The sequence below is a fragment of the Ramlibacter sp. genome (genome assembly GCF_035627355.1).
In the GTDB taxonomy this organism is placed as follows: domain Bacteria; phylum Pseudomonadota; class Gammaproteobacteria; order Burkholderiales; family Burkholderiaceae_C; genus Ramlibacter.
Window position 1 is genome coordinate 34,847 of sequence record NZ_DASPLW010000073.1, and the last position, 15,521, is coordinate 50,367.

The window sequence follows — 15,521 nt, forward strand, 5'->3', positions numbered from 1 at the left end:
CGACTGTATCGCCCCTTGTCGGGTCGTCCCCCCCGCGCGCCCCTCTGCCCCCAAGTAGGGCCGAGGTCTGGATTCCCGCCTCCGCGGGAATGACCAGGCGTGGTGGCGTCAGCCTGCCTCGATCCAGGCGAGCTCGTCGGCGCCCAGCCGCTCGGCGTCCGCCTGCAGCCGGACCAGCACGGCCTCGTCCGCTTCCGACGCATCGCCGCGGCGATCGCGCAGGCGCTGTCGCAGCACCTCGGCCGGCGCCTCGCAGGCCAGGATGCCGAAGCGCACACCGAGTTCGGTGGCCAACGCGCGGGCCCGGTCGCGCTCGGGGCGGCGCAGGAAGGCGGCGTCCAGCACCACCGGCAGCCCCGCGGCCAGCACCGTGCGCGCCAGCGTCAACAAGCGCTCGTAGGTGCGGGCGCCCCAGTCCCCGGTGTACAGGTCGACGCCCGCGGCGCGCGAGTCGGCCAGCATGGCCAGCCTGGCCAGCCGCTTGCGCTCCACGTCCGAGCGCAGGCGGATGGCGCCGTGCCGTTGCAGCCACTGCTGCGAGCGCCAGGTCTTGCCGGAGCCGGGCAGGCCGTGGGTGATGGCGAGCCTCGGGGCGGGCAGCGCCGTCCAGGACCGCGCGGCGTCCACGTAGGCACGCGCCTGCGGCGCGTCGCTCCGCAGGGCATGGGCCTGCGCCCGCACCAGCGCCCGGTAGGCGCAGGCGAAGGGCAGGGCGGGCAGGCCTTCGTGGTCGCCGGTCGTATCCAGCCAGCCATTGAGCAGGCGAAAGGCGAAGGCCCGGCTGCCGACGGCGGCGAAGTCCATGACCGCGAAGGCGATGTCGTCCAGCACGTCGATCCAGCGCAGGGCCGGGTCGAACTCGATGCCGTCGAAGGCCGCCACGCCCTCGTCCAGCCGCACCAGGTTGGCCAGGTGCAGGTCGCCATGGCCCTCGCGCACCCGCCCGGCGGCGAGCCGCGCGGCCCACAGCGGCTGCTGGGCGTCGGCCTGCGCCTGCAGCCAGCCGTGCAGGTCCGACAGGTCCGCCCGCAGCGCAGCCGCAGCGCCGGCGCAGGCCGCCAGCGCGAGATCGCGGCGACGCGCCGGCGTGCCGTAGCCATCCTGCGGCGTCGCGATCGGCGCCTGCGCATGGAAGTCCGCCAGCAGCGCGGCCAGATCGTCCACGTCGCGCGCCTGCAGGGCACCGGCCGGCAGCAGCTCGGAGAACAGCATCCCGTCCGCGAAGCGCCGCATGCGCAGCGCGTACTCCAGCACCGGGCCATCTCCGCCAAGGCTCGGCTGTGCCGCGGAACCGGTGATGGCCACCACGTCACGGTAGATGCCGGGGGCCAGCCGCCGGTTCAGCCGCAGTTCCTCCTCGCAGCAGCGCTGCCGCGCGGCCAGGCTGCCGTAGTCGAGGAAGGGGAGGGTGACCGGCTTCTTGATCTTCAGCGCCGTGTCGCCGGCCAGCAGCACCCAGGAGATGTGGGTCTCGATCAGGCGGGCGCCGAGACGCGCCGCCAGCGCCTGCACCAACTCGGCGCTCACGGCTTGCGCACCGCCACGCGGCTGCCTTCGCGCACCGTCGCCGGCGGGTACAGGATCACCTGCTGCTGCGCTACCAGACCGGCCTCGACCCAGGCCATGCTGCCGTTGCGCCCGCCCACGTCCACCGGCTGCAGCTTCGCGCGGCCCTCGTCGAGCCGGAACACCGCGAAGCCCTCGCCGGTGGGGAACAGGGCGCCGACCGGGACCTGCAGCGCATCGGCGGCGGAGGTGGTGATCACGCGCACCGTGACCCGGAAGCCGTCGCCCAGCCGCTGCCACTCGGGCGGCGGATCGACCGGGTCGATCAGCACCTTCACGCGCTGCTCCTCGATCCCGAGCGCCGAGACCTTGGTGAAGGCGGCCGGCTCGACGCGCCGCACCCGGCCTTCCAGCGGCGGGCCGCCCCAGCGCTCGATCGCCACCCGGGTGCCGGGCCTGGCCTGCACCGCATCGGTGGTCAGCAGCTCGGCCACCACTTCCATCTGCTTCGGGTCGCCCACGTCCAGCAGGGCGGTGCCGGGCGTCACCGTGGCCTCGCTCTGCAGCGGCAGGCGCAGCACCACGCCGGCCACCGGTGATCGCACCGCGAGCGGCTCGCCGGTGGCGGTGCCGGGCCGCGCCGGCTGCAAGACCGCGGCCGCCTGCGCCCGTTCGTGGGTGGCGAGCTCGTGTTCGGCACGCGCCGCGTCCAGCTCACGCTGGGCCGCGCCGACCGCCAGCCGCGAGCTGTCCAGCCGCGACACGGAGACGTAGCCGTCGGCGGCCAGGCGCTCGTCGCGCTGCAGGTTCAGGCGCGCTTCCTCCAGCGCGATGCGCCCGCGCTCGACCCGCGCCGCCGCGCGCTCGACCCCGGCCGAGGCGGCGCGCAGCCGGGCCGCCGCCTCGCGCGCGCTGCGCTCGTCCACCATGGATGACATCACCGGCGTGAGCACCGCCACCACGTCGCCGGCCGCGACCGCGTCGCCCTCGCGCAGCGTGCTGCGCGCCACCCGCGCCGCGACCGGCGCCGAGATCGTGTAGCGCTCGCGCAGCCGGGTCTGGCCGTCCTCCTCGATCCACTGCTCGAAGGGCGCTTGCCGCGCCGTCGCGACCTCCACCGGCGCCGGCCGCGGCGCGAAGGCCCAGGCCAGCGCGCCGATGGCGAGCGCCGCGCTCAGCCCGGCGTACAGCGTCGTGCGATTCCATTTCATCGTGCTCACTCCCTCGTCTTGAGTGCGGCCACCATGTCCAGCCGATCGACCTGCCGGCGCACCACCAGCGCGCTGCCCACCCCGGCGGCCAGCACGCAGATCGCCGCCCATGCATAGGTGCGCGGGCTGATCGCGACCGGGAACAGGAACTGGTCGGTCTGCATCAGCCCCACCAGCAGGTGCACCAGTGCCCAGCCGACCAGCATGCCAAGCGGCAGCGCGATGGCGATGCCCAGCGCCAGCTCGCCCAGCAGCAGCAGCGAGACCTCGGCCCGCGTGAAGCCCAGCACCCGCAGGCTGGCCAGCTCCCAGCTGCGCTCGGCCAGCGCGATGCGGGCGTTGTTGTAGACCACGCCGATGGCGATCACCGCCGCGAACACGGTCAGGATGGTGCTCATGATCAGGATGTTGCGTGCCGTCACTTCCTGCATGTTGCGCAGCATGCTGGCCTTGCTGAAGGCGCCGGCGACGCCGCGGATCGCCTGCGTCGCCTGCAGCACGGCGGGCACGCGGCCGGGCTCGATGCCGAGCGTGAACTCGGACGCCAGGTCGCTCTCGCCGAGCAGGCGATTCAGCGCGCGCCGCTCCAGCCAGGCGTTCAGGCCCATCATGTCGCGCACGGTGCGCTCGACCAGGACCTCGCGCACGTGCCGTCGGCCTTCGCGGAACTCCACCGTCACCGTGTCGCCCGGCTGGACGCCGAGCTTGGTGGCCAGCCGCTCGCCCATCAGCAGGCCGTCACGGGGGATGGGCACGGCGCGGCGATCGACGTCGATCACCCGCTGCAGCAGCCCGTCGACCGGGCGCCCCTGGATCTGCCCGGTCTCGCTGCGATGGCCCTTGACGAAGCGGACCTCGACCCGGCGGCCCAGCTCCACCTGCTGCACGCCGGGGATGCGGGCGAATGCGCGACCCTCGCCGGCCGGCACCGGCTCCACCGTCCAGACGGCGACGTCGCCGCGCATGCCCAGGGTGAAGTTGGCATCGATGATCACGGCCATCGCGTCGCGGAAGAAGTTGCCCAGCACCACGATGGCCACGGCGAAGGCGATGCCGCCCACCGTCACCGCCGCGCGCAGCGGGCGGCGCTCGACGTTGCGCAGGATCATGCGCAGCGCCGGCCCGGTGCGCAGGCGCGGCAGGCGCTCCAGCAGCGAGCGTCGGTAGCGACCCGGTGCCGGCGGCCGCATGGCCTCGGCCGGCTGCAGCCGCACCGTGCCCGCGATGGCCGTGAGCGTGCCGGCCACGGCAGTGAGCGCGACGATGCCCAGGCTGGCCGCCACCAGGCCCGTCGGCAGGGCGTGCACCAGCGCCGGGAAGCGGAACACCTCGGCGTAAAGGCCCATCAGCTGCACGCCCATCCACTTGCCGACCGCCAGGCCCAGCAGGAAGCCGGCGATCACCATGGGCGCGACCAGCTTCAGGTAGTGCAGGGCGATCGAGCGGTTGCGGTAGCCCAATGCCTTGAGCGCCGCGACCTGCTCGCGCTGCGTGGACACCAGCCGGGCCGCGACCACGTGCAGCAGGAAGGCGGCGACTCCGAGGAAGATGGTCGGCAGCAGCGTGCCGATCACCTGCTGGCTGCGGATCTCGTCGTTGAGCATCGCGTCCGACACCTGCTCGGAGCGGCCACGCGCCAGCTGCCCGCCAAAAGGGGCCAGCAGCCGGGTCGCAGCGTCGACCACTGCCGGCTGCGAGGCCTGCGGTTGCAGCTTGAGCGCGACGCGGTTGAAGGCGCCGCGCATGTCCAGCGCCGCCGCCAGCTCGTCCTCGTCGACCCAGAACACGCCGAAGGCGCGCAGGTCGGGCATGCCCCACAGGCCGGCGAACACGTACTCGGGCGACAGCGCCAGGCCGGTGATGCGCAGCCGGCGCAGCTTGCCGTTGACCAGCGCCTGCACGTGGTCGCCCGGCCTCAGCCGGTGCGCCAGTGCGAAGCCTTCCGACACCGCCGCCTCCAGTTCGCCGGACGCACGCGAGCCGGCCTGCGGGAAGCGGCCGCTGCGCAGGCTGACGAGGTTCAGGCGCTGGGCCGAGCGGGCCGGCAGGCCGATCAGCTGGCCGATCACCGGGTCGCTGCTGCCCGGCACGGTGACGCGGGCCTGCGACTCCACCGTGGCCTGCACGTCCACCACGCCCTCGATGCCGCGCAGCCGGTCGGCCAGCCCATCGGGCGCGCGGCGCGCGCTGGCGAACACGTCGGCGAAGCGGGCGGCGGCATAGAAGCTCTCGCGCGCCGCCGCCAGCGAGTCCACCGCCGACAGGGTGGCGACGAAGGCGGAGAGGCCACTGGCCACCACCAGCGCGATGGTGAGCGCCTGGCTCCACAGCAGGCGCAGGTCGCGCAGCACCTTGCGATCCAGCGCCTTCATGACTTCACCAGGACAGCTCGGCCGGGGTCAGCCGGCGCTCGGGCACCTCCACGCTGGCGACCCGGCCGTCGGCCAGCCGCACCACGCGGTCGGCCATGCCGGCGATGGCGGCGTTGTGCGTGATCACGATCGCGGTGGTGCCCAGCTCGCTGTTGATGTGGGCGATGGTCTCCAGCACCAGCTTGCCGGTCACGTAGTCGAGCGCGCCGGTCGGCTCGTCGCACAGCAGCAGCTGCGGGCGCTTGACGATGGCGCGGGCGATGGCCACCCGCTGCTGCTCGCCGCCGGACAGCTGCGAGGGGAAGTGGTCGCGCCGCGGCGAGAGGCCGACCCGGTCCACCGCCTCGTCCACCGGCATCGGGTCGCTGGCGATGTCGGTCACCAGCCCCACGTTCTCGCGCACGGTCAGGCTGGGGATCAGGTTGTAGAACTGGAACACGAAGCCCACGTGCTCGCGGCGGTAGGTGGTCAGCTCGTCGTCGCTGGCGGCGGTCAGCCGTTGGTCGCGGAACCAGAGTTCGCCGCCGGTGGGGCGGTCCAGCCCGCCCAGGATGTTGAGCAGGGTGGACTTGCCGGAGCCCGACGCGCCCAGCAGCACGATGAACTCGCCGCTGCGGATCTCCAGGTCCACCTCGCGCAACGCGTGTACGGCCGTGTCGCCGCTGCCGTAGGTGCGGCTGAGCGATTCGGCGCGCAGGACGGGCAGGTCCGCTGGCAAGGGCTGATTCATGGCGTCCCGGCCACTCTAGCCCGGGGCGTCGCACGCCTCGTTGAGAGTTCTCAAGCCCCAGCCGGCCGGTTCCGCACGATGATGCACGCCATGAGCGTGCGCAACCTCGAGTTCCTGTTCCGCCCGGCCTCCGTCGCGCTGATCGGCGCTTCCGATCGCGAGGGCAGCGTGGGTGCCGTCGTGTTTCGCAACCTGAAGGAAGGCGGTTTTCGCGGGCCGGTCTGGCCGGTCAACGCCAGGCGCGATGTCGTGGGCGGCGAGCGGGCCTGGCGCGATGTCGCCAGCCTGCCGTCGGCGCCCGACCTCGCCATCATCGCCACGCCCCCCGCCACCGTGCCGCAGCTCATCGAGGAACTGGGGCGCCGGGGCACCCGCGCAGCGGTCGTGCTGAGCGCCGGGTTGAAGAACCGGCCCGAGCCCGGCGCGCCCAGCTCCGAGCAGCAGATGCTGCAGGCGGCGCGGCCCTGGCTGATGCGCATCCTGGGGCCCAACTGCATCGGGCTGCTGCTGCCCGGGCTGGGGCTCAACGCCAGCTTCGCGCCGGCGCAGGCGCTGACCGGCCCGCTGGCCTTCGTCACCCAGTCGGGCGCGCTGGCCACCGCCATGCTGGACTGGGCACGCGGGCGCGGCATCGGCTTCTCGCACTTCATCTCCATGGGCGACAGCGCCGACGTCGATTTCGGCGACGTGCTGGATTACCTCGGCAGCGAGAGCGGCACCCGCGCCATCCTGATGTACGCCGAGTCGGTCAAGGCGGCGCGCAAGTTCATGTCGGCCGCCCGCGCGGCGGCCCGCAACAAGCCGGTGATCGTGGTCAAGGCCGGCCGGGCGCCGGAAGGCGCGAAGGCGGCGGCCTCGCACACCGGCGCGCTGGCCGGCTCGGACGGCGTGTTCGATGCCGCCGTGCGCCGCGCCGGCATGCTGCGCGTGGACACGCTGGAGGACCTGTTCGATGCCGCCGAGACGCTGGCCCGGGCGCGGCCGGTGGGTGGCGAGCGGATCGTGATCCTCACCAACGGCGGCGGTGCCGGCGTGCTGGCGGCGGATGCGCTCTCGCTGCAGGGCGGTACCCTGGGCGAACTGGCGTCCGACACCCTGGCCGCGCTCGATGCGGTGCTGCCCGGCACGTGGTCGCGCGGCAACCCGGTGGACATCATCGGCGACGCGCCGGTGGCGCGCTACGTGGACGCGATGCGCGTGCTGCTGCAGGCGCCGGAAGTCGATGCGGTGCTGTTCGTGCATGCCCCCACGGCGCTGGTGCCGGCGCTGGCCATCGCGCAGGCCTGCGCACCGGTGATGCAGAACAGCCGCAAGCCGGTGCTGAGCTGCTGGCTCGGCGGGCCGGCTGTGGCCGCGGCCCGCGAGGCCACGGCGCAGGCGGGGCTGCCGTCGTACGCCACGCCCGAGCGCGCCGTCGCTGCCTGGCTGCAGATGGTCACCCATGCGCGCAACCAGCGCGCGCTGCAGGAGATCGCGCCGGCGGCCGTGGCGGAGTTCACCCCGGACCGCGCCGGCGCCGAGGCGCTGCTGCAGGGCGCAGCGGCCGAAGGGCTGGAGTGGCTGGACGAAGTGGCGGCCAAGCGCCTGCTGGCGGCCTACGGCATTCCGATCGTGCGCACCGAGATGGCCGCCGGCGTGGACGAAGCGGTGGCCGCGGCGCAGGCGATCGGCTTTCCGGTGGCGCTGAAGATCGTCTCGCCGCAGGTGGTGCACAAGTCCGACATCGGTGGCGTGGCCTTGAACCTGGGCGACGCCGACGAGGTGCGCGAGACGGCGCGCCGCATGCTGGACCGGGTCCGGGCCGCGCGGCCCGACGCCGTGATCAAGGGCTTCGCGGTGCAGGAGATGGTGCGCCGGCCCGGGGCGCGCGAGGTGATCGTCGGCCTGTCCACCGATCCGGTGTTCGGCCCGGTGCTGCTGTGCGGCGTCGGTGGCACCGAGGTCGAGTTGCATCGGCGCCATGCCCTGGCGCTGCCGCCGCTGAACCTGGCGCTGGCGCAGGAGCTGGTCGGGCGCAGCGGCCTGGAACCGCTGCTGCGGGCCTGGCGCAGCCGGCCGGCGGCCGACAGGGCAGCCCTGCTCGACGCGCTGGTGAAGGTGTCGCAGCTGGCCTGCGACCTGGACGGCGTCGCCGAGCTCGACATCAATCCGCTGCTGGTGGACGCGCAGGGCGCCGTCGCGCTGGACGCGCGGGTGCGGCTGCGTCCCGCGGCCTCGGCGGCGGTGCCGCTGGCGATCCGGCCCTATCCGCAGGAGCTGGAGGAAACGGTCGCGATCGCGGGCCGGCCACTGCGCGTGCGGCCGATCCGCCCCGAGGACGGCGCGCGCCTGCACGCCTTCTACGACGCGGCCACGCCGGGCGACCTGCGGCTGCGCTTCTTCATGATGCGGCGCGAGGTGCCGCATTCGGAGCTGGCCCGCTTCAGCCAGATCGACTACGACCGCGAGATGACCTTCGTGGCCCTGCCGGAGGACGGCAGCGGCGAGATGGCGGGCGAGGTGCGCGCGATCTGCGACCCCGACAACGAGGTGGCGGAGTTCGCGATCCAGGTCGCGCGCGAGTGGCAGGGCCGGGGCCTGGGCCGGCTGTTGCTGGACAAGCTGATCCGCCACCTGCGCGAGCGCGGCACCCGGGAGGTGGTCGGCACCTGCCTGCCGGAGAACGCGGTGATGGCCTCGCTGGCCGCGCGGCTCGGCTTCGAGGTGCGGCCCGGGGACGACCAGACCACGCTGCGATTGCGGCTGGGGTGAGGTCCGGGCAGCGCGCCTAGGCCAGCGCCTCGAGCAGCACGTCGTTCACCCGCTGCGGCTCTTCGTGGTGCAGCCAGTGGGTCGCATCGGGCAGCGCCACGAGCCTGCCCTTGCTGCACAGCCGCAGCGCGGCGTCGGCCAGCCCGCGGTCCAGCATGGGGTCCTGCTCGCCCCAGATCACCGTCACCGGCAGCTCGATGGTCCGGGCCGGCGTCGGCACCTGCAGGCCGATCGCGCGGTACCAGGCGAGCATGGCACCGAGCGCGCCCGGCTGGGCCCATTGGGCGGCGTACCGGTCCAGCAGGGCGTCGGGCAGCGCACCGGGCCGCGCGGTGTCGCGCATCGCGCGGCGCAGCAGGGCGAAATCGTCGGCGCGCAGCAGGGCCTCCGGAAGAAAGGGCACCTGGAACGCGCCTATGTACCAGCTGCGCAGCAGCTGGGTCGGGTGGAGCAGCGTGTGCAACCCCACGGTGCCGGCATGCGGCCCGTTCATGACGACCATGCGGTCCAGCCGCGTGGGTGAGGTGCTGGCCAGGTGCCAGGCGATGGCGGCGCCCCAGTCGTGGCCGACCAGGCTGAATGTCTCGGCCCCAGCCGCATCGGCCAGCGCGAGCACATCGGCGGCCAACACGTCGAGGCGATAGGGCAGCAGGCCGGCCGGTTTCGATGAGCCGGCGTAGCCGCGCTGGTGCGGCGCCAGCACCCGCCAGCCGGCACCGGCCAGCGCGGCGGCCTGCACGCGCCACGCATCGCCGGACTCGGGAAAGCCGTGCAGCAGGATCACCAGCCGGCCTCTGGACGGTCCGGCCGTGAGTGCCTCCAGCCGCACCGCGCCGAGGTCGAACGTGGCCGAGTGCATCGGCCCATTGTGGCGCGTTAGAGTCGGACATGGCTTCCGATCCGCAAGGCACCGCTGCCGCCGCCGAACCCTGCATCCGCACCGAACCCGGCCGCACGCCGCTGGTGCTCGACTCGCCGCACAGCGGCACCCGCTACCCCGAGGACTTCGACTACGTCTGCGAGCTGCAGGCCCTGCGCACGGCCGAGGACACCCACGTGGAGAAGCTGTACGACTTCGCCCCCGAGCTGGGCATCGCGTGGATCGAGGCGCTGTTCCCGCGCAGCTACCTGGACGCGAACCGCAGCGAGCGCGAGATCGACATCGACATGCTGGACGGCGAGTGGCCGGGCGAGCGGGTCACCGACCCGACGGCGCTGTCCAAGGTGCGCCTGGGCAAGGGCCTGATCTGGCGCAACACCGACCATGGCGTCCCCATGTACGGGCGCAAGCTGAAGCCGCATGAAGTGGCGGCGCGCATCGAGCGCTGCTGGCGGCCGTACTACGAGGCGGTGGCGAGCGCGATCGACCAGGCCCATGCGCGGCACGGCTACAGCATCCACGTCAACTGCCACTCCATGCCCGCCATCGCCGGCAGCCACGCGACCGACTACCCGGGGCTGGCGCACGCCGACTTCGTGATCGGCGACCGCGAAGGCACCACCGCGGATCCGCGGCTCACCGCCTGGCTGGCGGAGTTCCTGCGCGGGCGCGGCTACGACGTGGAGGTGAATTTCCCGTACAAGGGCGTGGAGCTGGTGCGCCGCTTCGGCGAGCCGGCGCGGCAGCGCCACAGCCTGCAGCTGGAGGTCAACCGCAAGCTGTACATGGACGAGGGCACGTTCGAGATGCTGCCCTCGGCGCAGATCCTGCGGAAGGACCTGCGGGCCATGTGCGAGGCGCTGCTGGGGGTGGATCCGCGGGGGTTGTAGGTCGCCGACTGAGTCGGCGGCCGAACGCGGTCACTTCTGCTTCGGCACCCGCCCCATCAGGTAGAACTCGGGGTTGGGCATCATGCTGGAGAAGTTCGCCACCCGGTTCGACAGCCCGAAGAAGGCGGTGATGCTGGCGATGTCCCAGGCGTCCTCGTCGGTGAAGCCGTGGGCGTGCAGGGCCTCGAAGTCGGCGTCCTCGATCTCCTGCGCGCGCAGGCAGACCTTCATGGCGAAGTCCAGCATGGCGCGCTGGCGCGGGGTGATGTCGGCCTTGCGGTAGTTCACCGCCACCTGGTCGGCCACCAGCGGCTTCTTCTCGTAGATGCGCAGGATCGCGCCGTGCGCCACCACGCAGTACAGGCAGTCGTTGGCGGCGCTGGTGGCCGTGACGATCATCTCGCGGTCGCCCTTGCTCAGGCCGCTCTGCCGGCCGACGCTCTCCGGCATCATCAAAGCGTCGTGGTAGGCGAAGAAGGCACGCCACTCGGCCGGCCGGCGCGCCAGCGCGAGGAACACGTTGGGCACGAAGCCGGACTTTTCCTGCACCTCCAGGATGCGGGCGCGGATGTCCTCGGGCACCTGCTCGAGGGTGGGTGCGGGATAGCGGGGCTGGCTCATGGACTCTCCTGTCAATCTCAGGAGGGGAGGGTAGCGCATCCGCTTCGACCCCTTCTTGAACCCGCGCAAGCACGGGCATCCGCGATCCGCGCGTGTCGGCTATCGAAAGGGTCGACGTGCACTAGACCCGCGCGTCCTCCATGCGCTCGCCGGGCTGCAGTTCGTCCACGTCGATCTCGACCGCGGGCGCCCGGTCCAGGTCCAGGTCGGGGTACGTACGTGCATCCTCCACCGCCGTGAACTGCCCGTCGAGGTACAGGAAGCCCATGCGGCGTGCGGCCTCGACCATCGCCGTTTCCGGCGTGGGCGTGCCGCCGCCCGCGAGCTGGTTGCCGTCCAGGAAGTAGTGCCAGCTGCCGTCGGCGTGGCGGGTCAGCCGTCCCAGGTCCACCACCTTGCCGGCGACATTGCGGGCGTAGAGCCGGTCGCCGGCGGCATAGAAGCGGTAGCGGGTGCGGGTGCCGCTGGGCGTGTCGTTCGATCGGGCCATGGTGATGCGTCCATCGTGTCGCGATGGACCCATCTCACCGCGACAGCCGCGGACCGTCTGTAGGACGCGCCCTCAAGGGCGCTGGTAGACCTTGCGCAGCAGGCGCAGCAGCGTGCGGTGCTCGCCAGGCGTGAGGTGCGCGGCCATCTCGCCTTCGAGCCGCGCGGCTGCCTGCTCGGCCTCGCCCATCAGCTTGCAGCCGGCCGAAGTCGGATGCAGGCCGGTGGCACGGCCGTCCCGCGGGTGCGGCTTGCGCTCGATCAGGCCGCGCTTCTCCAGCGAGCTGACCAGCGGCACCAGGTTGGGCGGCTGGATGCCCAGCGCCGTGCACAGCTGGCGCGAGGTGATGCCGGCGTTGTGCACGATCAGCGACAGCACGGAGAAGTCCACCGGCCGCAGGCGGTAGGGCGCCATCCGCTGCAGGAAGACCTCGATCACGGTCAGCGCGGCGCGGCGCGCGTTGTAGCCGAGCAGGCTCTCCAGGAAGCTGGTGTCGACCGTCTCGACCACCGGCGGCTCCTCGTGCGCAAGGGTGCGGGACGCAGCGGCGCGGGGCATGGCGGTGTCTCAGGCGGCCTGCGCGCCGGCGGCGCTGCATTGCGTTCGGATGATTCCGGCCCGCATTGCGTACTCGGGCAGCACGCGCAGGTCCAGCGCGTGCCGCGGGCCGGTCCAGCGACCCTGCGCGGCGCCGGGCGCGCGGGCGATGCGGTGCCAGGCCCAGCCCATGAGGGCCAGCCCGATCGCGCGCAGGTAGTCGTCGGCCGCCTCGAAGGGCAGGGCTGCGCGCGCTCTGCTGGCGCGTACCAGCTCCTGCGTCAGGCGGCACGCGTCCTGCAGCCGCGCCGCCGTGTCGGCGCCATGGTCGGCCAATGCGTCCACGTCCTGCGCCAGTTCCTGCAGCAGGGCCTGGATGCCGGCGCCGCCGTCGGGCAGCACCTTGCGTACCAGCAGGTCGATCGCCTGGATCTCGTTGGTGCCTTCGTAGATCAGGGTGATGCGGGCATCGCGCACGTGCTGCTCGATGCCCCATTCGCGCACGTAGCCGTGGCCGCCGAACACCTGCAGCAGCCGGCTGGCGCCGCCGGCGCCCTGCTCGGTGCACAGGGCCTTGAGCACCGGCGTGACCAGGCTGCACCAGCGCTGCGCCGACTGCCGCCGGCCTGCGTCCGCATGGTGCCGGGCGGCGTCGAGCTCCAGGCCCGTGTGGTAGGCGAGCACCCGCAGGCCGTCGATCCAGCCGCGCTCCGTGTCCAGGATGCGCTGCACGGCCGGGTGCCGGATGATGGGATCGGCTTCGGCCGCGCTTCGGGCCGCGCCCGGCGCGCGCATCTGAAGCCGCTCCTGGGCGTACGCATGGGCCTTCTGCCAGGCCGCGTCGAGCAGGCCCACGCCCTGCAGCGCCACGTGCAGCCGGGCCGCGTTCATCATCACGAACATGGCCGACAGCCCGCGGCCCGGCTCGCCGACGCGCCAGGCGGTGGCGTCCTCGAAGCGCAGCACGCAGGTGGGGCTGCCGTGCAGGCCCATCTTCTCCTCGATGCGCTCGCACACGATGGCATTGCGCACGCCGCCATCCAGGAACTTGGAGGTGATGAACAGCGACAGGCCCTTGGGTCCCAGGGGCGCGCCCGGTTCGCGCGCCAGCACCAGGTGCACGATGTTGTCGGTGAGGTCGTGCTCGCCGCCGGAGATGAAGATCTTGGTGCCGGACAGGCGATGGCTGCCGTCGGCCTGCGGCACGGCCTGGGTGCGCACCAGCCCGAGGTCGCTGCCGGCCTGCGGCTCGGTCAGGCACATGGTGGCCAGCCACTCGCCGCTGGCGATGCGGCCCAGGTAGCGCGCCTTCAGCGCCTCGCTGCCGTGGTGCTTGAGGCACTCGTAGGCGCCGTGCAGCAGGCCGGGAGCCATGGTCCAGCCGTGGTTGGCGCCGGTGAGCCATTCGTACAGCACGCCTTCCAGCACCCAGGGCAGGCCCTGGCCGCCGTCCTCCGGCGCGCAGGCCAGCGACGGCCAGCCGGCCTCCCGGAAGGCCTTGTAGGCGTCGGCGAAACCGGGCGGCATGGTGACCGTGCCCGCTTCGAAGTGTGCGCCGATGGCATCGCCCACCGCATTCAGCGGCGCGATTTCAGCGCCGACGAACTTCGCGGCCTCGTCCAGCACCTGGCCCATGAGGTCGGCGTCGACCTCGGCGAACGGCGCGAGCGCGCGCAGCCGGGTGGGAGCGTCCAGCACCTGCTCGAGCAGGAAGCGGGCGTCGCCGGCGTCGGGTCGGTAATCCATGCGAAAAGCGGCGCGCTCAGCCCGCGGCTGCAGCGGCGGCGTTGTTGCGGCCCGCGCCCAGATAGGTCTCGATCACCCGCGGGTCGCCGGCGAGTTCGCGGGCGGCGCCGTGCAGGCGGATCTCGCCGGTTTCCAGCACGTAGCCATAGTCGGCAACCTCCAGTGCGGCGCGCGCGTTCTGCTCGACCAGCAGGATGGACACGCCCTGGTCGCGCAGCCGCTCGATGATGCGGAAGATCTCCTTGACGATCAGCGGGGCCAGGCCCAGGCTGGGTTCGTCCAGCATCAGCAGCTTGGGGCGCGACATCAGCGCGCGGCCGACCGCCAGCATCTGGCGCTCGCCGCCCGAGAGCGTGCCGGCCATCTGGGTGCGGCGCTCCTTCAGGCGCGGGAACAGCTCGTAGACACGTTCCAGCTCGCCCTTCCAGTTGGGCACCCGCAGCTTCATCGAGCGGTAGCCGCCCAGCACCAGGTTGTCCTCCACCGCCATGGTGCCGAACAGCTCGCGCTTCTCCGGCACCAGCGCCAGGCCCAGCATCACGCGCTCTTCCAGGGTCGTGTCGGCGATGTCCTGGCCGTCGAAGCGCAGGGTGCCGCGGCAGGCCAGCACCCCCATCATCGCGTTCAGCGTGGTGGACTTGCCGGCGCCGTTGGGGCCGATCACGGTGACCACCTGGCCCGGTGCCAGGTCGAAATCGAGGCCGGTCAGCACCTCGGCCCGGCCATAGCCGGCGTGCAGGCCGGCCACTTGCAGCAGCTTGTCGCTCATCAGTGTTCCGTCCCGAGGTAGGCCGCGCGGACGGCGGGGCTGGCCTGCACCTCGGCCGGCGTGCCCTCCATCAGCTTGGTGCCGAACTCCATCACCACGATGCGGTCGGTCAGGCCCATGACGAAGTCCATGTCGTGTTCCACCAGCAGCAGGCTCATGCCTTCGCCCTTGAGCTGGCGCAGCACGTCGGCCAGCGCCTGCTTCTCCTTGTGGCGCAGGCCGGCGGCCGGCTCGTCCAGCAGCAGCAGGGCCGGGTCGCTGCACAGGGCACGCGCGATCTCCAGCAGGCGCTGCGGGCCGAGCGCGAGGTTGCCGGCCAGCTCGTGCATGCGGTCGGCCATGCCGATGCGCGCCAGCTGGCGCTCGGCCTCGGCGAACAGGCGGCGCTCCTCGGCCCGGTCCAGCCGCAGCATGGCGCGCAGGGTGCCGGCACTGCCGCGCAGGTAGCCGCCCAGCGCGACGTTCTCCAGCACGGTCATGTCGGGGATCATCTTCACGTGCTGGAAGGTGCGCGAGATGCCGCGGCGGGCGATCTGGCGCGAGGGCAGGCCGGTCAGCGCCTCGCCGCGGTAGCGCACTTGGCCGGCGGTGGTGGACAGCACGCCGGTGATCAGGTTGAAGGTGGTGGACTTGCCCGCGCCGTTGGGGCCGATCAGGCCGTAGATGTCGCCGGCGTTCATGTTGAACGACACGTCGTTGACCGCCACCAGCCCGCCGAACTCCTTGCGCACCGCGTCCACTTCCAGCAGAGGCGTGCCGCGCGCCGGCTTGTCGCGCGCCGGCAGCCTGGGCGCGTCGGCCCAGTTGCGCACGCGGTCGCGCCGCGGCAGCCAGCCGGTGACGAAGGTCCACAGGCCGTTGGGCGCGTACTTCAGCACCGCCACCAGCACCAGGCCGAAGACGATGATCTCGAAGTTGCCGCTGGTGCCGATCAGCTTGGGCAACAGCACCTGCAGCTGGTCCTCGATGAGCTTGACCACGCCGGCGCCGACGAAGGCGCCCCAGACGTGGCCCACGC

General features: G+C 72.7%; 13 protein-coding genes. 2 read left to right on the top strand and 11 right to left on the bottom strand.

The window, feature by feature from the left end; translation table 11 throughout:
• Positions 1 to 108: 108 nt before the first annotated feature.
• The 4 genes from VEC03_RS17980 to VEC03_RS17995 are packed head-to-tail and all read right to left on the bottom strand — an operon-like array spanning position 109 to position 5,819.
• The gene (locus tag VEC03_RS17980; RefSeq protein ID WP_324918378.1) at positions 109 to 1,527 is read right to left on the bottom strand and encodes an AAA family ATPase; all 1,419 of its coding nucleotides are present in this window, start codon (positions 1,525 to 1,527) and stop codon (positions 109 to 111) included.
• Positions 1,524 to 2,717 (bottom strand): efflux RND transporter periplasmic adaptor subunit, encoded by a 1,194-nt coding sequence (locus VEC03_RS17985; protein WP_324918381.1) that lies wholly within the window; start codon positions 2,715 to 2,717, stop codon positions 1,524 to 1,526. The genes VEC03_RS17980 and VEC03_RS17985 overlap by 4 nt, the downstream gene beginning before the upstream one ends.
• 5 nt (positions 2,718 to 2,722) lie before the next feature.
• Positions 2,723 to 5,089, bottom strand: coding sequence for an ABC transporter permease (locus VEC03_RS17990; protein ID WP_324918383.1), 2,367 nt, complete (start codon positions 5,087 to 5,089; stop codon positions 2,723 to 2,725).
• 4 nt (positions 5,090 to 5,093) lie between these two features.
• Positions 5,094 to 5,819, bottom strand: coding sequence for an ABC transporter ATP-binding protein (locus tag VEC03_RS17995; protein WP_324918386.1), 726 nt, complete (start codon positions 5,817 to 5,819; stop codon positions 5,094 to 5,096).
• A 90-nt stretch (positions 5,820 to 5,909) separates the two neighbouring features.
• Here VEC03_RS17995 and VEC03_RS18000 point away from each other — a divergent pair, with 90 nt between their 5' ends.
• Positions 5,910 to 8,570, top strand: coding sequence for a bifunctional acetate--CoA ligase family protein/GNAT family N-acetyltransferase (locus VEC03_RS18000; RefSeq protein WP_324918389.1), 2,661 nt, complete (start codon positions 5,910 to 5,912; stop codon positions 8,568 to 8,570).
• A 16-nt stretch (positions 8,571 to 8,586) separates the two neighbouring features.
• Here the strand turns inward: VEC03_RS18000 and VEC03_RS18005 are convergent, their stop codons facing one another.
• Complete coding sequence (locus VEC03_RS18005) at positions 8,587 to 9,429, bottom strand: alpha/beta hydrolase (RefSeq protein ID WP_324918392.1); 843 nt, start codon at positions 9,427 to 9,429, stop codon at positions 8,587 to 8,589.
• 29 nt (positions 9,430 to 9,458) lie between these two features.
• Between VEC03_RS18005 and VEC03_RS18010 the strand changes: the two genes are divergently transcribed.
• Positions 9,459 to 10,340 (top strand): N-formylglutamate amidohydrolase, encoded by an 882-nt coding sequence (locus VEC03_RS18010; protein WP_324918394.1) that lies wholly within the window; start codon positions 9,459 to 9,461, stop codon positions 10,338 to 10,340.
• Positions 10,341 to 10,370: 30 nt separating this feature from the next.
• Here VEC03_RS18010 and VEC03_RS18015 read toward each other — a convergent pair whose 3' ends face one another.
• From VEC03_RS18015 to VEC03_RS18040, 6 genes are all read right to left on the bottom strand, one after another.
• Complete coding sequence (locus VEC03_RS18015) at positions 10,371 to 10,961, bottom strand: peroxidase-related enzyme (RefSeq protein WP_324918397.1); 591 nt, start codon at positions 10,959 to 10,961, stop codon at positions 10,371 to 10,373.
• Between the two features lie 121 nt (positions 10,962 to 11,082).
• Complete coding sequence (locus VEC03_RS18020; protein ID WP_324918400.1) at positions 11,083 to 11,451, bottom strand: hypothetical protein; 369 nt, start codon at positions 11,449 to 11,451, stop codon at positions 11,083 to 11,085.
• A gap of 72 nt (positions 11,452 to 11,523) precedes the next feature.
• The gene (locus tag VEC03_RS18025; RefSeq protein ID WP_324918403.1) at positions 11,524 to 12,009 is read right to left on the bottom strand and encodes a MarR family winged helix-turn-helix transcriptional regulator; all 486 of its coding nucleotides are present in this window, start codon (positions 12,007 to 12,009) and stop codon (positions 11,524 to 11,526) included.
• 9 nt (positions 12,010 to 12,018) lie between these two features.
• Positions 12,019 to 13,734, bottom strand: coding sequence for an acyl-CoA dehydrogenase family protein (locus tag VEC03_RS18030; RefSeq protein WP_324918406.1), 1,716 nt, complete (start codon positions 13,732 to 13,734; stop codon positions 12,019 to 12,021).
• 16 nt (positions 13,735 to 13,750) lie between these two features.
• Positions 13,751 to 14,503 (bottom strand): ABC transporter ATP-binding protein, encoded by a 753-nt coding sequence (locus VEC03_RS18035; RefSeq protein WP_324918409.1) that lies wholly within the window; start codon positions 14,501 to 14,503, stop codon positions 13,751 to 13,753.
• Positions 14,503 to 15,521, bottom strand: a 1,019-nt coding sequence (locus tag VEC03_RS18040) for an ABC transporter ATP-binding protein (protein ID WP_324918412.1), incomplete at its 5' end; no start/stop codon positions are given. The genes VEC03_RS18040 and VEC03_RS18035, both read right to left, overlap by 1 nt.